Below are 22,273 nucleotides of genomic sequence, written 5' to 3'. Positions count from 1 at the left end.
TGATGGACGGTAACTATTCAGTAACAATGGGTAATTGTACGTTAGTATTAGTTGCATTTAGTTTATTCTATACTTAATTGAAATATCTTAGGTTATTGGTAAGGGTTATTATGAAATTAATACTTGCTTGTGATTCCTATGGAGTCAAAATAACTATTCTTCTTACCGACGATGCATCACTTACAACTAATGTAACAATCAATGGCTTAAAAGAATCGTACGTGCCTGATCCAATGGAGAATTTTAGGATCAAAGCCTATAAACTCACGCTGAAGTAATGCGGTTAATCGTTCTGTTTTCACTAGGGATTGAAAGATTTTGAGCAAAGGGTATCATTGTAAACCCTAGGCTTTTCCCTACTCGGCTAAAAGTATGTCCGAAAATGACCTATTTTTGTCCTAATGTGACCCGCACTGAAAATGGACATTTGAGTAACATTCAGATTTTAAATTCCTTTTTAAATTTTTAGAGGCGATTATGCGATTAAAAGCATTCAATCCCGTGGATAACTTATTCGGTTGGGTGCGTCAATACAACACTTAAAAGGAGCCGTTATGTCAAAAATTCCTGAATATGTCATCGCCGATGTCGCGGAATTTGTTAGTTTCGTACTTGAGTCAGATAGAGGATATGCACGAAGTGAGTATCCTGACAAGATTCAATTTGATCGCGTTAAAGCAGCACTTACAGCAAATAACGAAGTCACTGAAATTCTAGTGAATGGATTTTTTACAGCCCTGCGAACAAAAAAAACAGGTGCTGTACGTGGTTTTTTGGAGTTAGGCATTAGTCCTGATTGCGTTGAGCCTTCTCCTTTACAAACACCAGCGTTAGTTGCCGCAGTTCGAGTTCAGGATAAGGACAGTGTTAACTTGTTGCTTCAATTTGGTGCGAGTGTAGAAGCTAGAGATAATCACCAAATTAACGCGCTCACTGCTGCGTGTCAATTAAAAAACTCCGATATTATTGCGTGTCTTGAAATGGCGGGAGCTACACATAGTAGAGCATCAAATTCATTGCATTCGACTTCTCCAAGATTGTTTAATCGAAACCATGACTCTGATTCCACTGCCAATATGTCTTTGTAAGCATTTACCAAAAGGCCTGAAAAAGAATCATTCATTTAAATTTTTAACATGCTGGAATTGTGATCAATATTGAAGTCAACTCCAGCAAGCCTGGTTGCTCGCGACCAGGATCTCAATTTGATCTTGATGGTCTTGTCCACACAAGACAAATCAAAGGATGGTGCAAATGCCCTGCCATCGAGTTGTTGCCAATCAAATGATTGAAAGCTTGAAAGTAGCCCCCCTGAGTCCGTCCCTATTTAAATCTTGAATTTGATGCCAATACATGCCAACATATGCGACACAATGCCCAATAATCAACATTATTCATCCATAATGACTCCAAGATCCCTTGAAAAAATGACTCAAATACTATTGCGTTACAAGGGAGTAAGAGAAGAACTTTGCTTAATTAATCACGATCGATATCCAAGCCACAAACTCCTATCAAACTAAACCTAATCTTCAATTGATTATCTGTCCTTAATTGTTACAAATTATGAGTGTTAGGAGTAATTTTAAAATGTTTAAATGTCTTTCTGGAAGAACTACATCGCCTCTACCCTTCTTTCGACCAAACGATAGTTCAGCAAATCCAGCAATACCTAATATTGCAACAGATTCACCAGTTAATTTTGTATACTGGCCTAAAGAGGTACGTTTTATCATTTATAGCTTTTTAGAGTTACCTGATTTGAACAAAATTGCTCTCTTGAATAAAGCACTGAATAAAGAAATTTGCGATATACCTTTGACAAAATTAGCTCCCCACATTCAGGAATAGTTTAGTACTTATACTTATAAAGATGCTCGTCGAGTCATCGTAGATTATTTAGAAAAACAATCGGGCTTGAAAGATGAAATAAAGAATCGTAAGAAGAAAATATTAACTTTTGAAATACCTTGTGAGATTTTGTGTATAAGTGCTCTTCCTTTAATTACGACTGGTGCATTCGGAGTGGGATTGTCTTTCAGTGATATACCCACTGTAGAGGCAATATTTATGATCTACTTTTATTTTTTACTCTGTTGTGGTATGAACTTGGCAGCTGTAATGTCCGCTCAAAATTGCTTTGAAAGAACATTTGGGTTAAACCCTCGTGAGCGAGAGCGTCTTCAAAGCGAGCTCAATTCACTTGAAAGCAATAAGCCGAAGTTTTTAATGTTTTTTAATAAAGAATCTATTTCTAACAAAGAAGCAAATCCTTCATTCAATCATGAAGAAAGCCAAGCGGTTACATTTGACTCTAAGGAACCCTAGTTACCATAGCAACTGCGCTGAGTTTTCATTCAAGACAGTTGCTATACTTGATTGCTATAGAATCAATCATTGATTGAGCGTCATGGTTCGCTCCTTGGTACATGAATTTCCGAATAACAACTCTTTATGTTTTAGGAATTCCTTGAGCCTGATTTCATACAATTTCAAAAAAAGTTGTTGATCGTCTTCCACAGCCGTGCCATACGCAAGTGCAGGAAATGCACCGAATGTATAGTCACCGCGAACTAAAGCACCTAGCCCCTTATTTACCAGTTGTTCTAAATCTTTAAGCTTGTTTACTGGAAGGGTTATCCCGCCCCGCTGTTCTTCAATGAAGCATAAGATTTTTGAAGGTGGAGGCGGGTTGTTCGAAATTTCAAACCGACCTGCATCGGGATGACTATTCGCGCTTGGGCCTGAATTCAACACTGGGTTTAAAAATAACCACGTATGTTTTTCAGCATTAAAATATTCTTTTGTAAACACTTTATCATAGTCTATTTTGCACGACATGTGTGCATTTGGCCTGCACATTTCATAGATCATATGCATAGGCAACAAATCTTGCTGGGTCCGTATGTCTCTAAATAATCTGAAGGCTTTCACTGCCTCCGGTGAATCCTCATCTATATGATTAAGCTCAGGTTTTTCATTTTCATAAAATGTCAAGTAATTATCATAAGCAGAAATTAGTGGCTGAATATCAAAATGGGCGTTAACTTCAGATAGCTGGGATTTATACTGCTTTAATAGTTCAGGGTCCTCCTTAATGGTTTCATATAGACTATTCCACATATAAGTATCCAAATTCCTAAATGCACGTTGCAGAGGGCTGTGAAATTCAGTCGCGGATGAATCAACGTCGACCTTTTCGTTGACCTCGTAACAAATTTTCATAAATAAAGCTTCAGGGTTATTTCGAACAATTTCCGTTGCTTCTTTTATACGAAAATGAATAACCTTCTCCATTAATAAATAAGCATCTCCTTTTCCTGACCGATTTATTGCAGATTTGTATCTAAAAAATGAGAAACCACTGCATGTTAAACGAAGATTTTTAATATCCTGGGCATTAAGAGGGATATGCTTTAGGAACACCTCTTGAGGGATTTGCAAAATGGGTTGAGCGTTGTTAGTGCTCTCCAGATGAGTCTTATAATCGCTACATGGATTGATTGGTGCACTTATCCTCTTGCTTTTGATGGTGGCGATGGCTTCGATTGTTAGTTGCAGTTGGGATTCGAAAAATTCAATTTTATTTTCAGGATTGTGCTTGGTATCCAAAAAGGAGAGGATGTGGGCAACAACATCTTTGGGTAACGTGGGAAACGCCGGATTATTGGTTGAGTTTTCTTGCGTTAATAGAGCCATAGGCGCCAGAGCCCTGGCTAATTGCGACTCACCATTACCAGATAAATTATAACGATGCCTGTTTTCGCCCAATAGTTGAAGAAACGCATCGATTTCTTTGGTTGTTTTTTTGATAAAAAGACCATTATCGCCCAGATGAACGGAGGTGACATGATTTGGGATGGTTGCTAGGGCCTTTACTAAGTCAAGGAGGTTGAGCGTATAAAGATCATTTTTGCTCAAGTCCAGGGAAATGATGTTCTCTGGAATGCCCTGAAGAACGGTTTTTAGGCCCTTCACACCGAGAGCATTAAGAGAATTATTGCTCAAAGCTAGGGTGGCGACGTTCTCTGGAATGCCCTGCAGTGCGGTTTTTAAGTCGTTGGCACCGAGGTCAAAAAGGAAACCCACACTCAAGTTCAGGGTGGTGATGTTCTTAGGAATACCCTGTAGTCCGGTTTTTAAACCCCCATCACGAAGCGTAAAAAGCCCATTAGCGCTCAAAATCAGGCTGGTGATGTTCTCTGGAATGCCCTGCAGTGCGGTTTTTAGACCATCGGGACCGAGTTCATCAAGGATATTCCAACCCAAATCCAGGGTGGTGACATTCTCAGGAATACCCTGCAGAGTGGCTTTTAGACCCTCGGCGCCGAGCTCCTAAAGGACGTTATTGGTCAAAGACAGGATGGTTACGTTCTTTGGAATTTCTCGCATCAATTCGACCAAGCGATTTTCACCTAGCCGATTGAGTTCGAGCTTTGATAAATCAAGCGAGGAATCGCCTTGAATCCGACATGTTTCAATACGCTTTTTAACCTCTTTTTTTACCGTTTCGATTTCATCTATCGTATACATTGAAAATACCTTCTGCTTATAGCAAAACGCAGATGCACTAGGGTAACGGTCTTGTGGCTGGCTTAAGAAAAGACAGCGTCTGCCGCTAGTTGCACCGAACTGTGTTTTGCATGAATCGTTAAAAAAATGGGGAGTTGGGGTTCAATCCAACGTTTAGTGAAGGTATGTGCTTGGTATTATTTTGTGACTCGGATAGCGAGCCTGGATGTAAAAGGTGCCAGTAATTTGGGGTTGCCCAAGTGATTTCATGTGTGCAGCACTTTGGTGTTCGTGATGGAGTGGCATTATATAGTCAAATTAATTCAATGCAAGCCATTTTCCTGGACTTTATGCGCAACCAGGCTACATATAATGATATTTTAAATTTCTTTAATTCGGTGAGGATGGCGAGAATTAAAGCTGAGATAATTTATTCTAAGCTATTGTTATTAATGTATTATATTTAATACTCTGATTTTTGGGCTGTTATTGGGTAGTTTTTCTCTCAATTGCTACTGTGCATTTTTGTCAATTTTATTTTGACATTATCTGCCAATATCACGAATTAAATTAGTAGTATTGATTGATTTTATCATAGTGAAGCAAGGACAACCAATCGACAAATCCAAATTCAGGATTAATCCGGCTAAAAATAAAAAATTCGAATCATTAAGATAGATCTAAGTGTAACTTTAATGCAGAATTGATCTTAGATAAGATTAAATTGCTAACGATGCCCTGAACCTTCCTATTAGAAATTCTATTTTTTGATATAGTTCTAATTTGATGACATTGGGCTTTTGAAGTTTTTGACAAACCACTATCATTACTGTTAAGCAGGACTTCAAATGGATAAACTTTATTAACATTTGATGTAATTGGTACAATGGTAATTGTGTTAGCAGCAATGTTATTAGCATTATTACTTATAATAACTACTGGGCGAATTTTTTTAGTTTCATTGCCCGCGGTAGGATCTAAATCAGCATAATAAATCTCACCACGTTTCATTTTCTTCAAGTCCATCTAAAGATGTATTCTCAAAGGCTAAATCAACCGCCTGATTCGCCTCTCTGTAATAAGCTTCAAGTTGCTTTTGTTGCAACAAGTACAGTGCTTCTTTAATAACCTCAGAGCGACTTTTTAGATGATGAGCTACAAGGTAATGTTCAATAAATTCGCATTGCTGTTGAGGCAAGGAAATAGATAGTTTTTGAACAAGCATAATATCTTCCTCCTTATATTCTTACCTTTAATAATACCGTAAGTAGGAATAACTTCAAGTACGTGTCAATAAGGCTCTTAAAATCATTCATCCCTTATTCATTTGTCATTTGTCATTTGTCATTTGTCATTTGTCATTTGTCATGGTGTTTAATATAGTTGGTTAAATGAAAAAAACACAAACGTATCTTTCCTTGTTTGGCCCTATAACCACCGGCCAAGGTAAAATTCGTATTCAAATAGGGAAAGCAGCTACAGCAGAAACTACTCTTGTTATTGATTTGCCTGTGACTGATGTTGATGGCCTCGGTATTAATTCACTAGATATTAAAACTCTCACCTCAGCAAATGAAGCATTTTTAAGCATAACAAATATTATGAAGAACTTTGTTTACTTTCCGACTAATAGCTGCAGTAAGCCTGGTTTTTTGGATAGCAAAGTCTGACGCAAACGACAGTCTTTCAATTGCGATTGGTTGCTTGCAACCGATGGCAATTGTTCCCGCTACTTTGCTGATATGAAGAGATTTTTTGATGCTGTAATGGTGCTTCTTTTTTCAACCAACATTTCATCCTTGCTTTGAATAAATCAAGTGACTAGCATGTTAAGACTGCTTACCCTACCAAAATTTTGTTGTTACACTTATAGTGAGTAACTCACCAAAAAATGGACCTTTTGATGAAGCGAGAACCTGCTTTTAAAGTACGCGATCTAACTAAAACATATCAAATGGGTGAGGTCCAAATCCATGCTTTGCAAAAGATTAATCTGGATTTATTTCAAGGTGAATTGATTGTTTTATTGGGGCCATCAGGAAGCGGCAAATCTACCTTGCTCAATATTATTGGTGGCCTCGATGTTCCTACATCTGGAGAAGTAATTTATAAAGATCATATCATCACCGCGTCAAGTGAACTTGAGCTTACCCGCTATAGGCGAGAGCATATTGGTTTTGTCTTTCAATTCTATAATTTAATATCCAATTTAACAGCCTTAGAAAATATATCAATAGTTACCGAAATTGCAGAAAATCCCATGGATCCTGTTGAGGCAATTAAGCTACTAGGGCTTGAAAATCGAATATCACATTTCCCTTCTCAACTATCAGGAGGTGAGCAGCAACGAGTTGCTATTGCTCGCGCCATAGCCAAACAACCGGATGTACTCTTGTGCGATGAACCCACCGGCGCTCTTGATTGCGAAACAGGTAAAATAGTATTGGAAACACTTGAATTGGCCAATAAAAAATTAAACACTACAGTGGTCATCATTACCCATAACCTAGTAATAGGTGAAATGGCAGACCGGATAATTCATATCGCAGATGGTCGTATCTCCCAGATCGTTGAAAATAAAAGTAAACGAAAAGCCGCTGATCTATCATGGTAATGATCTTAAACAAGAAGTTATTTCGAGATTTATTTAAACTGAAAGGACAGGTTGTTACTATTTCTTTGGTTGTCTGCAGCGGGATTAGTGTTTTAATTTCATCAATTAGTACCTACCAGTCATTGTCTCAGGCTCAACACAGATTTTACTCCGATTATCATTTTGCAGATGTGTTTTTAACTTTAAAACGAGCTCCACTTTATATGCAGAAAAGGATTGGAGAAATACCGGGTGTCTCTCAAGTAGAGGCGCGTATTGTTGAGGATGTCACTTTAGATTTGCCCTGGTTGCAAGAACCTGCCATAGGACGTTTTATCTCCCTTCCCGACTCAAGGAAACCCAATTTAAATCAATTATTCTTACGTAAGGGTCGTTTTCTTGAGTCAGGCAAGTCAAATGAAGTATTAGTTAATGAAGGATTCGCCAAAGCAAATTCTATAAAACCAGGAGATCAAATTTATGCCCTATTAAATGGCCATCGGCAACTCTTGCGTATCGTTGGAATCGTCTTATCTCCAGAATATGTATATGCAATTCGTGGTCAGGATCTTCTCCCAGATAATAAACATTTTGGCGTGTTCTGGATGAGTCATAAAGCTCTAAGTGCCGCTTTTGGAATGCAGGAAGGGTTTAATGATATTAGTTTAACTTTGGCGCCAAATGCCTCTGAAAAATCAGTACGTCACGATTTAGAAAGACTGTTTTTGGATTATGGTCTCTCCATTACCTATTCCAGAAAGGAGCAAACTTCAGATAGATTTGTAACCAATGAAATAAATCAACAAAAGATTATTGCCTCCTTTATTCCTCCTATTTTCCTGATTGTAGCCTCATTTTTATTAAATTTAGTAACTGGACGACTGGTTCAACATCAACGCGAACAAATCGCTCTATTAAAAGCTCTAGGCTATACCAATTCATCAATCGTCTTTTATTATTCAAAACTCGTGCTGGTGATTGTGCTTGTAGGTACTGTCTTAGGGATAGGACTTGGTGCCTGGTTTGGCAAGATAATGACACTACTTTATGCTGAATATTTCAGATTCCCAGTTTTTAATTATATATTTTCAATTCAAGCTGCAATGATAGGAGTTCTAGTTAGTTTTTTTGCTGCTGGTTCTGGAGCTTTGAAGTCAATATATCAAGTAGTTAATCTAGCTCCAGCGGTTGCGATGCGTCCTCCAGCCCCACCCATCTATCGAACACTCAAATTGGAGCATTGGGGTTTACTGTCCCATTTTTCTGCAAGCGCGAAAATGTTTTATCGCCATACTTTTAGGCATTTATTTCGTACTGTAATTACATCAATAGGTATTGCTCTAGCTATGGCTATAGTTATATTAGGTCTCTTTTGGCAAGATGCAGTGGAATATTTAATAAAAACACAATTTTTAATGTCGCAAAAACAAGATGCAACCGTATCATTCACACAGCAATTACAAGATAAAGTGCTCCTAGAACTTAAACATGTCGATGGGGTAATTAATGCTGAAGGTTACCGGATTTCTCCTGCTCAATTAAGTAATCAAAATTACACTGAACAAACTGCATTATTCGGCATTCCCCCCAATGCAAAATTAAAGGTAGTGCTGGATAAGAATGAAAATCCAATCTTTATACCTGAGAGTGGACTTGTCTTAAGCCAAGGTTTGGCTGAACGATTACATGTAACCGTAGGAGACTGGATTCACATCAATATGCTTGAAGGAAACAGAGCAAAAACCAAGCTTGAAGTTCAAGGAATAGTTAATGATTATGTAGGGATGTTCGCCTATACAACTAATTTTTTAATTAATCGACTACTCAATGAAGATCATCTGATCAATCTAGCAGGCATTTCCATTGATCATCAGCGTATTAATCAATTATACAAGGAAATCAAAAAGATACCTAAAGTAGGTTCGATAACCTCTAATACGTCAATTATTCAAACATTCAAAGAAACATTTGCGAAACATGTACTTGTTTTTACTTCGATATTAGCAGGGTTCGCAATAGTTATCGCGATTGCTGTAGTGTATAACAATGCCATCATCATTCTTGCTGAACGCTCATGGGAGTTATCCACCTTAAGAGTCTTGGGATTCACCGAGCGAGAAGTGTCTAACATCCTCTTTTACAATATTATTTTTGAGGTACTATTAGCTATACCGATGGGTATTCTTTTTGGATATTGGATTTCATGGACTATATTAGAGTTGATGCAGACTGATTGGTTTAAAATTCCTTTTATAATTGAACCTAAAACCTATGCAATATCAATAATTGTGGTAATGATTTCAAGTGTAATGAGTTTATTTATTATTAAAAAACGAATACAACAACTCAATTTAACGGCTGTATTAAAAGTGGGTGATTAGTGCCAGTAATTCATTCGAACATTAAAAAATATATTGCGCTTTGTATTTTTTTAGCCCTTTGTTTTAGCATTATTTTTTGGCTAATACGACCAGCGCCAGTTAGAGTACAACTAGCGGAGGTTAAGTATGGCCCCTATTCAGAATACATAGAAGATGATGCAAAAACACGAGCAATTAAAATATACACTGTAACCGCCCCAGTGATGGGGAAATTGCTCAGAATTAACTACCTGGAAGGAGATTCCATAAACAAGAATGATATACTGGCAATCATTCTTCCCGCTTCCCCATCGCTACTCGATATTCGTGCCAAAGATGAATTGGAACAAGAGCTAGGCGCAGCGGAAGCTAAGTATGAAGAAGCCAAAGCAATGCTGGAACAAGCCAAATCAGCATTAGATACAGCCTTTTCGGATTTTAATAGAAAAAAAGCTCTAGTAGCAAAAGGATACATCAGTCCAAGTGAAATTGAGCACATTGAATTGGAGTATAAGCTGAAACAAAAAATCGTTAATGCCGCCGAACGTAAGGTCCATAGTACAGAACACGATATTGAAAAAATTAAAGCTTCCTTAGCTGCTACCACATCTAATCAAAATTACTCTCAAGAACAAATGAACATTGTTGCACCCATCTCAGGAAAGATATTACGTATTCATCAAAAAAGTGAAACTACTCTCAATGTAGGTGCCAATATTATGGAACTTGCTGATGTGTCTAAATTGGAGATAGTAGCAGATGTCTTAAGCACTGATGCGGCTCAAATTCCAACAAAAGCAAAGGTTTTAATTAAACGATGGGGTGGATCTATAGCGTTAAAGGGTACAGTTCGCACTATAGAGCCAAGTGGATATACTAAAATTTCAGCCCTAGGAGTTGAAGAACAAAGGGTTAATGTAATTATTGATATTACTTCTCCTTATGATCAATGGAAAAATCTTGGAGATGAATTCAGAGTTGACGTAGAAATTTTTATCTATGAATCAAAAAAAGAATTACTTGTACCCATGAGTGCATTATTTCGAGACTCCGAACATTGGTCGGTATTTGTCCCTGAAAATGGAAGAGCCATTAAGCGTACAATAAAAATAAAACGCCATAACTCTGATAATGCAATTGTGACAAATGGACTCAAAGAAGGAGAAAAGGTGGTTCTATATCCGGGAAATTTAATTAGTCATGGAGTGAAAATTAAAGAATAAACCTGCGGATAACTTTGAATAGCTGTATATAGCTACCAGGCTACCTATAATGATATTTTGAATTTCTTTAATTTGGTGGGGATGGCGGCTATCACATTAGCCACTTAATTTATTGATAATAAATGATTATTTAAATGTGATTTTTGAAAAAGTCCCAATTAGGCCTCTAAAAATACCGTACTGCCGCTGGAATCAGGCTGTGCTCCATGTCTTTTATTATTCCCTATTCGCGAATTGCAAATAGCCCATTCCATATTCTAGAATATGATATAATATAACACACAAGCACAGAAAATTTGTCATTAATGGTAGATGTACCCCCTGAACAGATAAAATAAAACTCATTTAAAAGCATAAGTTTTTTGCTCCCCCTCACTTTATCGATGAGTTATTGGCTATTGCAATTAAGGAAGTTGCAATCCGACCCAGTAAACATTTGAAAGTCAGTTTTTTGCTCATTGGCTGGATCTTGTACAGTTGATTCAGTACCAGGCTGTAAAACTCCTGCTTTAGTTATGCCCATAGTAATATCATTTGAAGTTCCTGCTGCAGACTTTTTAATGGGTTCATCATTGTATTCAAAAAAGACTAGACCTAGGTTATGTGCTTCGGTAGAGCGGTTTAAAATAATTTTCAAAACTGCATTAAACCATGTGGGGCCATACTTATCGTTCAAATGCTTACCTACTTCTCCTATAAGAAAAGGCTTCTTGTACTTTTCGGTGGTTAATTGTATTTGATTAAAAAATAGCTCATTGTAGCCATGAGACGCATTTGTTGAAGGGTCACCTCGGTAACCAGCATTTACTGTAATAAAATCTACATTCGGAATTTTTTCTACTAATTCACTGGTTTCGCCTTCCTTAGACACAGCCCATTTGGAAGGATCATCTGCCATAGCATAGGTCACTAAACTTCCCGGGCAATTTTGGTGTATTAAATCCACTACTTCATTTACCCTTGCCAGGGTTGCTTTATCTTCAAATACAGGCAATTCATTTCCTGCAGTAAATGCTAGAATTGCTTTATTGCCGCAAACTTCTTTAATCGAATTAACAATTTTGTTTTTGTCATAATTTGCTTGCTTTGAAAGGTAATCAGTTAAAATTGGATAAATGACATACATGTTCCTTTTTGAAACTTCGTCTAAGAATGCAATATGATCTTTTCCTACAGAATTGATATTATACAATCTTAGAGTATTGACTCCTATGTTTTGCATTTGATCTAGTTCACGTTCCCACTTACTCTGTAATTCTTTGTTATAGGTTTCGTTCGCAGCACTCTCAATCTTCAGTGTTCCAAAAAAATCATCATCATCACAAGGTGATTTCCAATCATTGGGGTTGTATTGATTCGCAGGCATACATAGCCAAGCTCCATTTTTATATTCCCAACCATACTCCGATTTTCCAGAAATTTTATTACCAGGAAAGCCCTTAGGTTCAGGTGCATAGGCCATCCCTTTGATTATAAAAGGCCGTCCATTCACCATTAATTTATAATCCTCAATTTTAGGTTGAGCGTTATTGGTTTCAGTATTTTTAGGTTCAGAATTGACTGTACCTACAATACACAATAAGGATAGAGATAAAGCGGCAGCGAAGATTTTCATGATTCCACAAACAACCAATTCAAAAATACACTCAAATTAAATATAATACAGTTTTAAGCGATTTGCACATATAACCATCAGATTTATCTGGTTTACGACAATCAAACTTAATAACTTGACGTGGAGTTTTACTTACGACCGTTCAAAAAATATACTTTTTCCCTGGGTAGCCCTTGTTGCCAATGGCCAATCTCTTAAATTTATTTAACATAGGAGCAGTCTCTTTATTATCATGGCGATTTGTCCATCCGATATGGCAAACTGGTAAACAGCTGGAATCGATGCAATAAATCCCTGTCTCTTGGCCTGCTTTCAGTTGTGTAAAGATGCTAAGTGGAAAATTGCTCTTTTCATCAGATGAACAAATCGCCCATAGCGAGGTAATTTTGGAAATAACCCACTGTAATCATGTTAATGTACGCCAGCTCTCTTTTCTAGAACTTCAGAATATTCCTTGAGCAAAAAATGCGCTTATAATTAACGAAACCTATTCTTGGGGTGATGCAGGCTCTGTGGTTATATAATACTCTGAATTCCTACAAAAAAGACGGCCCAAACTCCAATTAGAAAATGTGAAATACTTACTCCTATCAAAGATTTTTGGCGATAAAACAGCCAACCCCAGAAAATTCCAGGTATAAACGTGCTCAAAGCAAAACCCATACTTAAGTGGGAATGAGCACTTGCAAAAATCAGATTAGAAATAAAGATAGCCTTCCATTTAACTTGAGCGTGGGGCCCATCCAGCAAGTGTTGTAATGAAGTCTGAATGCAACCACGAACAACGAACTCTTGTGCTGGGGTAAATACCGAATAAAGTAGAATAGAAATTAAATATATTTTTAAGCTAAACGTGACGCCATGTTGGAAGATTGCTGACGGGTCGAATAGGGCCAAATGGTGAAGCGAGGGAATAGAAACGATGAGCCACCATTTAAGCAATAAAATGAGACCCATAATCGGGATGCTGTACAAAATTGCCTCACTGCAGTTTTTAAAGAGGTTTTCCTTATTAAAGCCGTAAAAACTAAGGGGGTAACTGCTTTGACGGACTATTGAAAAAAGCACCACAACATATACCAGTATCATACTTACACTGATAAAATTGGCGTTTGGCAAATAATGCTTACTTATTACTATTAAGTTTAAAGAAAGTGCATAAACAGAGAGCAAAATCAACATTCTAATTGAAAAGATACTCATAATATATTTCTTTTCAAGGGCTGCAACAGTAGCTGCGTTTGTATATCTAAGTCTATTAGAAAGTTGATTACTGATTATTTTTGTTAAGGTAGCAAGGGTATTGCTGAACTCTGGTTCACTTTTTAATTTATTGATGTCAAATTTATATAATTTTGTATCTTTAAGGGTCTTTACGGAAGCAGAACGAGGTCCTTCGTCTATTAATGCTATTTCACCAACTGTTTCTCCTTTCAACAAAGTGGCCAAAACATATTGTTGTTTTCCAGAATGAATAAAAATAGAAACCGCACCTTCAATAATGTAATAAAAAAATGGTTCTTTATCCCCTTCGTGAATAAATTTAGTATTTGCTTTGAGTTCAATTAGTTCAGCTGATTCAAATAGATGCATCAATTGAGATTCTGTTAACTCCCCTAATATATGATGTTGTAATTGGGTAATCATTAACCAAACCTTCAAATGATATACATATTTATTAAAAATCGACGGTTCGATTTCGTCTCTTTCATCCATAATGAATGTTTTGGAATCATGGTGTTAAACATCCTAGCCTTTTAAATATCATTCATGATTTTGTCATTTTTTTAACCGGTCAATTTTTTATTTTCATACATAGCCTCTTCTGCCAGTTTTATTCGGGTATCCTGGTTTTGGGTGGTTTGCTTTCCCAATGCTCAATAGGCATGAAATTTCGATTCTATAAAAGAACTTAACTGTCCAGATTACGTTACTCATATTATAGAACACAAATCAATATAGGGGTCGGACCAAAAATTTCTAATAATAAAAAATCAATATAGGGGTCGGACCAAAAATTTCTAATAATAAACAATATGATACCTGATAAAAGGCTCTAATTTTAACTCTTAGAAGCTATTTTTAAGACTTAAAATGCCTTCTAAGTTAAGCTCTAGGAACTTAACCTTGTTTTTCTAAAACGGATACATAGAATCGCCGTTTCAAGTCCAAATAAAAGGAATAACATGCATCGAGCAAGCAGGATATATGCACCTGGTCAAGTGTTTCATATAACACACCGGTGTCACAAACGTGAGTTTTTATTTAAATTTAAACACGATAGAGCGCGATACCGATACTGGCTTTATGAAGCAAGGAAACGGTATGGATTTTGTGTTTTAAATTATATGATTACATCGAATCATATTCATTTGTTGGTAATGTGTAATATAAATTTTGGTCCGACCCCTATATACTAACTAGCAATTTGCTCTATATAAAACCCATTACTGGGGTTTGCCTTATTTCCCCCCGATCTAAATCTATTTTAAAATGATTAATTATGGCATTATGAGGCTATATTTATACTTTCTAATAAGAACAGGACTTAAGATAAAAACAAAAACCAAGGTCCGGGCAAATAATGTTTGTAATGAAGAGATTTAGATAAACTAAATCCCCGAGCTGAAACCATGTTTGACAAAGAGATTGGAGTTTTTCGCAGTTCTAAAGAAAATATAATGAGGACAAAGGGTTAGGATGCCAAAGAATTCATGGAGAACTATATGAGTAAAAAAGCGATAACAATACGTATCGTCATCGCACTTTTTTTCATCACAGCAATTTGGTTTGCGTATAGCTTTGTTAAACAAGAAGAAAGTCAAAATTGGCTCACACTTTACGGAAACGTTGATATACGTGACGTTTCATTATCCTTTCGTGTCTCAGGGCGTATCCTGTCTATGGACGTTGATGAAGGTGCTCATGTTAAGGAGGGGCAAGTACTCGCCAGGCTTGATAAAGATACTTTTATAGCCAGCCTGAAAATGGCAAAAGCCCAATTGGAACAAGCCACTGCCAATCAAAAAAACGCAAGTAGAACTTATAAAAGACGTGAGCAATTGGTTGATGACGGGGCTGTTTCAAAAGCACTTTTTGATGATGCCGTTGCGATGAAAGATTCAAGTAGTGCGGAAGTTTCTGTGGCTAAAGCGAATCTTGAGAAATCTCAAATAGCACTGAACGACACGGAAATTCATGCCCCAACTCACGGGACGATACTGACCAGAATTCAGGAACCAGGGGCTATTGTGAATGTCGCGGAGCCAGTTTATACCCTAGCTATTGATAATCCAGTATGGGTAAGAACTTATATTGATGAACCTTTTTTAGGTAGGATTCATCCTGGACAGGATGCTTTGATTTATACGGACTCCAATCCAGAAACCCCCTATAAAGGACATATTGGTTTTATTTCCTCCCAAGCAGAATTCACACCCAAAATTGTTGAAACTACTCAATTGCGAACGGATCTTGTCTATCGTATAAGAGTCGTTATTGACCAACCGGATAACGGATTAAGGCAAGGAATGCCTGTTACTGTGAAAATCCCTTTAAAGGTGAATTGATAGTAATGAATAGTTCAAAGCCACTAGTCAGTATTAATGGGCTTAGCAAATTTTTTCCTGGAAACATTGACCCAGCGTTAGATAATGTTTCTGCAACAATTTTTGAAGGGCAAATCACGGGTTTGGTTGGACCGGATGGGGCCGGAAAATCTACTCTTATGCGTCTTATATGCAGCCTGATGATGCCTACGCAAGGCACAATTACAGTAGATAGTCTCAATACCCGGACCGACTCGGAAAAAATTCATGCAATTACTGGTTATATGCCACAAAAATTTGGTTTGTACGAAGATTTAACCATTATAGAAAATTTGCGGCTTTATGCTGAACTTAGAAATCTCCATGGCGAAAAACGTGAAGAGCAATTTAGGACATTACTTAAATTTACTGCACTGGAGCCTTTTCAGGAACGGCTGGCTGGTAATCTCTCGGGAGGAATGAAGCAAAAATTGGGACTGGCTTGTGCCTTAATGGGTGAGCCTAAGCTTTTATTACTTGATGAGCCGAGTGTTGGTGTTGACCCAATATCCAGAAGGGAGTTGTGGTCTATGGTCCAGGGTCTGCTTGGAAGGGGTATGGGTGTTGTTTGGTCAACCGCTTATCTTGATGAAGCTGAAAAATGTGATCAAATTCTTTTACTCAATTCTGGAAAACCAATATACCATGGAAAACCAGGGGATTTTTTGCAAAAAACCAAAGATCGGACTTTTCAAATTTGCGGTGTTTCCCTGATAAATCGTCGCCAAGCTCTGATGAATGCCCTTAATACCCCTGAGGTAATTGATGGTGTCATTCAGGGTAAGAATATTCGTATAGTGATTGGTGATAAAAAAATAAAGCCAAGCCTGGATAGTATAACTCAGGAACCCGGAGTTCATTTTCAAGAAGTTGAATCGCGTTTTGAAGATGCTTTTATTGACAGTCTGAACACTAAAATAAGTGGTCGCTCTTTGTTAGCCGAGCATATTGCTGAAAAGCCTCATAGTGACAAGCCTATCATCGAAGCTCGGGGGTTAACCAAACGTTTTGGTAGTTTTACTGCTGTTTCGAATAATGAATTTACAATCAAACGCGGTGAAATCTTTGGATTATTAGGCCCTAATGGAGCAGGTAAATCAACCACATTTAAAATGATGTGTGGTTTATTGCAACCCACACAAGGACAAGCATTTGTAATGGGACTCGATCTAAAGACTTCATCATCTGAAGCAAGAAGCCGTATTGGGTATATGGCTCAGAAATTTTCACTGTACACTCATTTGGATGCTTTGCAGAACATGCGCTTTTTTTCTGGCCTCTATGGGTTATACGGAAAAAGGCAGGAATCACAGATCAACAGCATGATTGAAATTTTTGATCTTAAAAAACACTTAAAGCAGAACTCGGGTGACCTTCCATTAGGCTTTAAACAACGTCTCGCTCTGGCTTGTGCAGTAATGCATGAGCCTGATGTGTTATTTCTTGATGAGCCGACTTCGGGGGTTGATCCATTGACCCGACGTGAGTTTTGGACACATATTAATGGTATGGTGAATAAAGGGGTGACTGTGATGGTAACTACTCATTTTATGGATGAAGCTGAATATTGCGATCGTATCGCCCTTATTTACAGGGGGAGAAATATTGCCACAGGAACACCTGATGACTTAAAGGATAAAGTGCGTAACTCCGCATTACCCAATCCTACATTGGAAGACGCGTTTATCGAGTTAATCCGATTGGATGAGTTGAGCGAGCCAGTACATTAACACAGGGAGAATAGTGGTTGAATATTCGCTTTCTAAAGGCTTTGGTGATTAAGGAAACTCTGCAAATTATACGTGATCCCAGTACGATATTAATTGCCTTTGTATTGCCCTTAATTTTGCTTTTTATTTTCGGTTATGGTGTTAATCTGGACACCGATCAAGTCAAGTTTGGCTTGGCTTTAGAGAGTTATGATTCGTCTACTGTAAGTCTTGCTCAATCTTTTAGTGGCTCCCGATTTTTGGATGTATCTATTTCAACAAACAGGCAAGAGTTTCATTATGGCTTGGTTAATGGAACAATTCGTGGTTTTATTGATATTCCTCAACGTTTCACTGCTGATAGTCTGAGTGGAAATCCCAAGCCAGCGCTGCAAACCATCGTTGATGGTTCTTATCCGCAAGTTGCTGGTTTTGCAGAAAATTATGCACTTGGAGCTTTGCAAACCTGGATTAGTTCCCAAGCTTATGAACATGGGCAAATCACGTTTAAATCCGGAATTAACCTTGAACCCAGATACTGGTATAACCAGGAGCTAAAAAGCAGAAACTTTCTTATTCCTGGCTCAATAGTTATTGTTATGACTTTGATTGGAACATTACTCACCTCCCTGGTAATCGCCCGGGAATGGGAGAGGGGCACAATGGAGGCGATGATGGCAACGCCAATTTCTATTGTTGACATCATCCTAGGAAAATTAATACCCTATTTTGTGCTAGGGATGGGTTCCATGTTTTTATGCACTATTATTGCAACGTGGTATTATGGAGTACCTTTCCATGGCACTCTTTTAGCCCTGACATTAGTTTCAGCTGTCTTTCTGGTTGCTGCCTTAGGACAGGGATTATTAATATCTACTGTTGCAAAAGACCAGTTTGTGGCTTCACAATTGGCTTTAATGTCTGCATTTTTGCCTTCATTTATTCTTTCCGGATTTATTTTTGAAATTAATTCGATGCCTAAGTGGATACAGCTACTCACTCATTTGTTTGCCGCACGTTATTTTGTGACGAGTCTGCAAACCTTATTTTTAACAGGTAATATTTGGTCTCTTTTGACTCGTTGCCTCTTTGCGATTGCACTGATTGGATTTGCATTCTTTTTTATTACCGCGCATAAAACAAGAAAAAGGCTTGATTAATGGCAAAATTATCTCCAACAACAAGAATTTTTGCTCTTGTCATTAAAGAAATATTGACTTTATTCAAAGATCCCAAAGGGCGAATTGTATTGATAGCTCCTCCACTTCTCCAGTTATTAATTTTTTCTTTTGCCGCTACTATGGAAATTAAAAATATTTCTATCGGCATCTTAAATCAGGATTCCGGAAAGCATGGGTATGAAGTGATTCAACGCTTTATTGGCTCACCAACTTTTTCAAAAGTTTTTTTTATTCAAAAACATTCTGATATCAAACCTATCATAGATAACCAGGAAGCAATGGTAGTAATGACTATCCCCCAAGATTTTTCTCGTAAAATCGAATCGAGTTCGCAAGCGAATATTCAGCTCATTTTGGATGGTCGACGTTCGAATGCAACCCAAATTGTAAATGGTTATATCAGTACTATTATTGAAAACTATAATCAGGAAATTCAAAAAGCGAATTCTGCAATCATGATACCTCCCGTGATGGTGACTCGAAGTTGGTTTAACGAAAATTTGCTTTATCTTTGGTTTACCGTTCCTTCGTTGATATGCATCTTATCCATGCTGATTTCTCTTGTGGTTACTGCTTTATCGGTAGCCAGAGAAAGAGAACTGGGAACCTTTGATCAATTATTAGTATCACCTCTTACCCCCTATGAAATTCTTATAGGTAAGACTATTCCTGCCATTATCATTGGTTTGGCGGAAGGTCTCTTGATGTGGTTTGCTGCTGTTTGGCTATTTGATGTTCCTTTTTATGGCTCTCCGTTACTGATGGTTTATATTTTGTTTATTTTTATTATGTCAACGGTGGGTGTTGGCTTATTTATTTCTTCTATGTGTAAAACCCAACAGCAAGCAATTTTGGGTGTATTTATTTATATGGTGCCTGTTGTGACCCTTTCCGGTTACGCTTCTCCGGTTGAAAACATGCCGGAATGGCTCCAGGATTTAACATGGTTTAACCCATTAAAATTTACTTTAATAGCAGTAATTGGCACCTTTTTAAAAGGCATGTCGGCTTTGGAAGTTTTTATCACAACATGGCCACTTCTTTTGGTAGGGGCTGTTACATTATTTATTGCCGGCTGGTTTTTTAAGCAGCGTATGGAGTAAGAAACAGTATGAACAGAAAGTTAGCGCTAGTCTTTAGTATTTCTTGTTTATATGGCTGTACTGTCGGCCCTGATTATCACCGCCCAGAGATTAAAATTCAGGAGAAATGGCCAACAAACAAACTAGAGAAAAAAATTTCCAGTAGTGCTCCTGCCCATTTAACTTGGTGGAAGGCATTTCATGATCCATTGCTTGATCGATACATTAACGAAGCAGCAAGTAATAACCTTGATATCAAAGCAGCAGAAGCTCGTATCCGCCAAGCCCGTGCAATAAAACAAATTTCTGTTGCCAATTTTTATCCGCAGATCAATGGATCAGCGAGTGCTAATTCCTTGCAAATCAGTAAGGGTACGTTGGAGGGGATTTTTGCTAATTCTCCAACATCTAACCTTATTGACAGAAATCAATGGATATATAATTTGGGTTTTGATGCACAATGGGAGCTGGATTTATTTGGTAAAACAAGAAGACAAGTTGAAGCAAGCAAAGCAAGCCTGGAGGAGGCTTATGAATCACGTCGCACCATTTTATTATCCACGATAGCCGAGATCGCAAGAAGTTATATAGACTTGAGAGGCGCGCAACAGTTGTATCGTATTGCACAAAAAAATATGGAATTGCAAAGAAAAACATTGGCTCTTGTCCGCCAACGTTATAAGGCTGGAGTTAGTAGTGAAGTCGATGTTTCTTTGGCTGAAAGCCAGTTAAAAAATACAGAATCTGTTTTACCCAATTATATTGCTCAAATACAAGTGAACGCTTATCAAATTGCTGTTATGCTGGGTAAAGATCCTCAAGCAATCCTCAAAGATATTGCAAAAATTCAATCTTTACCCACCCCTCCCAAAAAAGTGCCTATGGGATTACGTTCGGATATTCTGCGCCAGCGTCCAGACATAAGAGCAACAGAGAGGCAATTGGCGTCTACCGTAGCTGAAATTGGTGTGGCAGTTGCTGACTTTTTCCCGCAATTTAATCTTTCTATTTCCAATCTCGCTGTTCAGAGTACTTCTGTTGATACGTTATTTCAATCCAGCAGTGGATTTTGGCTCATGGGTCCTCAAGTCAGTTTACCCATATTTCATGGTGGCCAGATTAGAGCTAATGTTGAGAGTAAAAAGGCGGCTGCTCAGCAAGCAGCAATACAATACAAAAAGATAATCCTCCAGGCATTGCAAGAAGCTCAAAGTGCTCTTGTCCGTTATAGCCAATCGCTGGATACAAACCATAGCTTGCGTGCTGCCATCATTGCTAACAAGAGAGCTGTGCGATTTGCCAAGAAACGATTTCAATACGGTGAGGATGATTATTTATCACTACTGCAATCAGAGGCGGCTCTTCTGAATGCTGAAACTCAAGAAGTTAATTCTGAGGTTTCTTCATTAACTGCCTTGATTAGTCTATATAAAGCGCTTGGGGGAGGTTGGGAAAGTTATGATTAGACATCCGCGCATGCTCAATCGTCAGGAATGCAACTAATCGGCTGAATTTTCCAAGATAAAAATTAGCTCCGGTAGCCTAAGGCCTCCATTAAAAATAAAGGGAACTCCTATGTTTCACTTCACTCTAGAATTCGTCAGGGCCTGACCAAGAATTTCTATTAATAATCAATAAAATAACCAATAAAAACTTGAATTTATGATCTTAGAAACTATTTTTAAGCCTTAAAATGGCCTCTAATTTATGCAAGCATAGATACTGTAAACAAGCCTCTTCATATCCACTTGGTAAGCATTTACCGACAAACCTGGTTGTTTTATGTATATTGATTTAAATAGGGTTCGAACTGGACGAGTGCAAAATCCCCTTGATTGGGAGTATTGTGGTTATTATGAACTCTTCTATGGGAGACAACGATATCAAGTGCTATCAGTAACTGTGGTGCTTGAACTTTTAGGGTATCACTCAATTGAAGAATTTAGAGATAACCACTCGCTATTGATACAAGAATTATTGAAAGAAAATAAGCTATCCAGAGAGCCTTTCTGGACCGAAAATAAAGTGATTGGGACAGCGCTTTTTCAACAAAAATTTGCCTAAACATAGACTTTATTGACAACAAATCATTTTTTTCTTAAAAGCTCATTTAAGACTCAAAAATAGCTTTTAAGAGTTAAAATCTGGGTGTTTTAAGACGTATAATATTGTTTATTCAATATAAATTTTGGTCAGACCCCTATATGCTTGTCGTGTAAAACAATGAAAGACGATAAAACACCTTATTAAATCAAGACTTAATGTTAATAAGCAATTGTTATTTTGTTGTCATTAGTTGTCCTTAATTGTCATCAAATAAACCCGCCTATTGCCTCAATGAAAGGTGTTGCCGAAGGACAAAATAAGTACAGAGTCGTTGCCTCAAAATAGATGTTGCTTTTGAGAGGTTT

At 37.6% G+C, this 22,273-nt stretch carries 21 protein-coding genes; 15 read left to right on the top strand and 6 right to left on the bottom strand.

Annotated elements, in window-relative coordinates; genetic code table 11:
- Positions 1-110 precede the first annotated feature (110 nt).
- From Lwal_RS17290 to Lwal_RS17285, 4 genes are all read left to right on the top strand, one after another.
- Complete coding sequence (locus Lwal_RS17290; RefSeq protein WP_157066266.1) at positions 111-278, top strand: hypothetical protein; 168 nt, start codon at positions 111-113, stop codon at positions 276-278.
- A gap of 276 nt (positions 279-554) precedes the next feature.
- Positions 555-1,088 carry a transient-receptor-potential channel family protein gene (locus tag Lwal_RS04965; RefSeq protein WP_058479818.1) on the top strand — a complete coding sequence of 178 codons (534 nt, stop codon included), beginning with the start codon at positions 555-557 and terminating at the stop codon, positions 1,086-1,088.
- 502 nt (positions 1,089-1,590) lie between these two features.
- Positions 1,591-1,851: an F-box protein gene (locus tag Lwal_RS04960; protein ID WP_058479817.1), complete on the top strand. Its 261-nt coding sequence runs from the start codon at positions 1,591-1,593 to the stop codon at positions 1,849-1,851.
- 66 nt (positions 1,852-1,917) lie between these two features.
- A complete protein-coding gene (locus tag Lwal_RS17285) occupies positions 1,918-2,328 on the top strand; it encodes a hypothetical protein (RefSeq protein ID WP_133141273.1) in 411 nt (136 codons plus the stop codon).
- A 66-nt stretch (positions 2,329-2,394) separates the two neighbouring features.
- Here Lwal_RS17285 and Lwal_RS04950 read toward each other — a convergent pair whose 3' ends face one another.
- From Lwal_RS04950 to Lwal_RS04935, 4 genes are all read right to left on the bottom strand, one after another.
- Entirely contained in the window at positions 2,395-4,269 is a 1,875-nt protein-coding gene (locus Lwal_RS04950; protein WP_058479815.1) for a leucine-rich repeat domain-containing protein, read from the bottom strand.
- Between the two features lie 66 nt (positions 4,270-4,335).
- Positions 4,336-4,533, bottom strand: a complete 198-nt coding sequence (locus Lwal_RS04945) for a hypothetical protein (RefSeq protein WP_058479814.1) — start codon at positions 4,531-4,533, stop codon at positions 4,336-4,338.
- Positions 4,534-5,181: 648 nt separating this feature from the next.
- Positions 5,182-5,523 carry a type II toxin-antitoxin system PemK/MazF family toxin gene (locus Lwal_RS04940; RefSeq protein WP_058479813.1) on the bottom strand — a complete coding sequence of 114 codons (342 nt, stop codon included), beginning with the start codon at positions 5,521-5,523 and terminating at the stop codon, positions 5,182-5,184.
- Positions 5,510-5,737, bottom strand: coding sequence for a ribbon-helix-helix domain-containing protein (locus tag Lwal_RS04935; protein WP_058479812.1), 228 nt, complete (start codon positions 5,735-5,737; stop codon positions 5,510-5,512). The genes Lwal_RS04940 and Lwal_RS04935 overlap by 14 nt, the downstream gene beginning before the upstream one ends.
- Before the next feature lie 166 nt (positions 5,738-5,903).
- Here Lwal_RS04935 and Lwal_RS04930 point away from each other — a divergent pair, with 166 nt between their 5' ends.
- The 4 genes from Lwal_RS04930 to Lwal_RS04915 all read left to right on the top strand — a co-directional run bounded on the left by Lwal_RS04930 (position 5,904) and on the right by Lwal_RS04915 (position 10,688).
- Positions 5,904-6,182, top strand: coding sequence for a hypothetical protein (locus Lwal_RS04930; RefSeq protein ID WP_058479811.1), 279 nt, complete (start codon positions 5,904-5,906; stop codon positions 6,180-6,182).
- Positions 6,183-6,415: 233 nt separating this feature from the next.
- Positions 6,416-7,126 (top strand): ABC transporter ATP-binding protein, encoded by a 711-nt coding sequence (locus Lwal_RS04925; RefSeq protein WP_058479810.1) that lies wholly within the window; start codon positions 6,416-6,418, stop codon positions 7,124-7,126.
- A complete protein-coding gene (locus Lwal_RS04920; protein WP_058479809.1) occupies positions 7,120-9,486 on the top strand; it encodes an ABC transporter permease in 2,367 nt (788 codons plus the stop codon). The genes Lwal_RS04925 and Lwal_RS04920 overlap by 7 nt, the downstream gene beginning before the upstream one ends.
- Positions 9,486-10,688, top strand: coding sequence for an efflux RND transporter periplasmic adaptor subunit (locus Lwal_RS04915; protein ID WP_058479808.1), 1,203 nt, complete (start codon positions 9,486-9,488; stop codon positions 10,686-10,688). Before Lwal_RS04920 ends, Lwal_RS04915 begins: the two co-directional genes overlap by 1 nt.
- A gap of 388 nt (positions 10,689-11,076) precedes the next feature.
- Here the strand turns inward: Lwal_RS04915 and Lwal_RS04910 are convergent, their stop codons facing one another.
- Positions 11,077-12,303 carry a hypothetical protein gene (locus Lwal_RS04910; protein ID WP_058479807.1) on the bottom strand — a complete coding sequence of 409 codons (1,227 nt, stop codon included), beginning with the start codon at positions 12,301-12,303 and terminating at the stop codon, positions 11,077-11,079.
- Between the two features lie 516 nt (positions 12,304-12,819).
- Positions 12,820-13,950: a cyclic nucleotide-binding domain-containing protein gene (locus tag Lwal_RS04905; protein WP_162264091.1), complete on the bottom strand. Its 1,131-nt coding sequence runs from the start codon at positions 13,948-13,950 to the stop codon at positions 12,820-12,822.
- A gap of 539 nt (positions 13,951-14,489) precedes the next feature.
- Between Lwal_RS04905 and Lwal_RS18165 the strand changes: the two genes are divergently transcribed.
- From Lwal_RS18165 to Lwal_RS04875, 7 genes are all read left to right on the top strand, one after another.
- Positions 14,490-14,723 (top strand): transposase, encoded by a 234-nt coding sequence (locus Lwal_RS18165; protein ID WP_083500041.1) that lies wholly within the window; start codon positions 14,490-14,492, stop codon positions 14,721-14,723.
- Between the two features lie 306 nt (positions 14,724-15,029).
- Positions 15,030-15,872, top strand: coding sequence for an efflux RND transporter periplasmic adaptor subunit (locus tag Lwal_RS04900; RefSeq protein ID WP_058479805.1), 843 nt, complete (start codon positions 15,030-15,032; stop codon positions 15,870-15,872).
- A gap of 5 nt (positions 15,873-15,877) precedes the next feature.
- A complete protein-coding gene (locus Lwal_RS04895) occupies positions 15,878-17,620 on the top strand; it encodes an ATP-binding cassette domain-containing protein (protein ID WP_058479804.1) in 1,743 nt (580 codons plus the stop codon).
- A gap of 17 nt (positions 17,621-17,637) precedes the next feature.
- A complete protein-coding gene (locus Lwal_RS04890) occupies positions 17,638-18,759 on the top strand; it encodes an ABC transporter permease (RefSeq protein ID WP_058479803.1) in 1,122 nt (373 codons plus the stop codon).
- On the top strand, positions 18,759-19,883 hold the full coding sequence (locus Lwal_RS04885) for an ABC transporter permease (RefSeq protein ID WP_058479802.1): 1,125 nt from the start codon (positions 18,759-18,761) through the stop codon (positions 19,881-19,883). Before Lwal_RS04890 ends, Lwal_RS04885 begins: the two co-directional genes overlap by 1 nt.
- An 8-nt stretch (positions 19,884-19,891) precedes the next feature.
- On the top strand, positions 19,892-21,328 hold the full coding sequence (locus Lwal_RS04880; protein ID WP_058479801.1) for an efflux transporter outer membrane subunit: 1,437 nt from the start codon (positions 19,892-19,894) through the stop codon (positions 21,326-21,328).
- Positions 21,329-21,644: 316 nt separating this feature from the next.
- Positions 21,645-21,926 (top strand): hypothetical protein, encoded by a 282-nt coding sequence (locus Lwal_RS04875; protein ID WP_058479800.1) that lies wholly within the window; start codon positions 21,645-21,647, stop codon positions 21,924-21,926.
- Positions 21,927-22,273 lie beyond the last annotated feature (347 nt).

Origin of the sequence: Legionella waltersii (assembly GCF_001468085.1) — a bacterium.
Taxonomy (GTDB): Bacteria; Pseudomonadota; Gammaproteobacteria; order Legionellales; family Legionellaceae; genus Legionella; species Legionella waltersii.
Note: the sequence above shows the minus strand (reverse complement) of the source record. Positions and strands in the feature narration are given on the sequence as shown.

Coding starts and splice junctions, on each gene's coding strand:
- Lwal_RS04930 (WP_058479811.1), top strand. CDS start 5,904: ATGAAAAAAACACAAACGTATCTTTCCTTGTTTGGCCCTATAACCACC.
- Lwal_RS04895 (WP_058479804.1), top strand. CDS start 15,878: ATGAATAGTTCAAAGCCACTAGTCAGTATTAATGGGCTTAGCAAATTT.
- Lwal_RS04910 (WP_058479807.1), bottom strand. CDS start 12,303: ATGAAAATCTTCGCTGCCGCTTTATCTCTATCCTTATTGTGTATTGTA.
- Lwal_RS04885 (WP_058479802.1), top strand. CDS start 18,759: ATGGCAAAATTATCTCCAACAACAAGAATTTTTGCTCTTGTCATTAAA.
- Lwal_RS04880 (WP_058479801.1), top strand. CDS start 19,892: ATGAACAGAAAGTTAGCGCTAGTCTTTAGTATTTCTTGTTTATATGGC.
- Lwal_RS04965 (WP_058479818.1), top strand. CDS start 555: ATGTCAAAAATTCCTGAATATGTCATCGCCGATGTCGCGGAATTTGTT.
- Lwal_RS04960 (WP_058479817.1), top strand. CDS start 1,591: ATGTTTAAATGTCTTTCTGGAAGAACTACATCGCCTCTACCCTTCTTT.
- Lwal_RS04875 (WP_058479800.1), top strand. CDS start 21,645: ATGTATATTGATTTAAATAGGGTTCGAACTGGACGAGTGCAAAATCCC.
- Lwal_RS04940 (WP_058479813.1), bottom strand. CDS start 5,523: ATGAAACGTGGTGAGATTTATTATGCTGATTTAGATCCTACCGCGGGC.
- Lwal_RS04935 (WP_058479812.1), bottom strand. CDS start 5,737: ATGCTTGTTCAAAAACTATCTATTTCCTTGCCTCAACAGCAATGCGAA.
- Lwal_RS04920 (WP_058479809.1), top strand. CDS start 7,120: ATGGTAATGATCTTAAACAAGAAGTTATTTCGAGATTTATTTAAACTG.
- Lwal_RS17290 (WP_157066266.1), top strand. CDS start 111: ATGAAATTAATACTTGCTTGTGATTCCTATGGAGTCAAAATAACTATT.
- Lwal_RS04905 (WP_162264091.1), bottom strand. CDS start 13,950: ATGATTACCCAATTACAACATCATATATTAGGGGAGTTAACAGAATCT.
- Lwal_RS04900 (WP_058479805.1), top strand. CDS start 15,030: ATGAGTAAAAAAGCGATAACAATACGTATCGTCATCGCACTTTTTTTC.
- Lwal_RS18165 (WP_083500041.1), top strand. CDS start 14,490: ATGCATCGAGCAAGCAGGATATATGCACCTGGTCAAGTGTTTCATATA.
- Lwal_RS04925 (WP_058479810.1), top strand. CDS start 6,416: ATGAAGCGAGAACCTGCTTTTAAAGTACGCGATCTAACTAAAACATAT.
- Lwal_RS04945 (WP_058479814.1), bottom strand. CDS start 4,533: ATGTATACGATAGATGAAATCGAAACGGTAAAAAAAGAGGTTAAAAAG.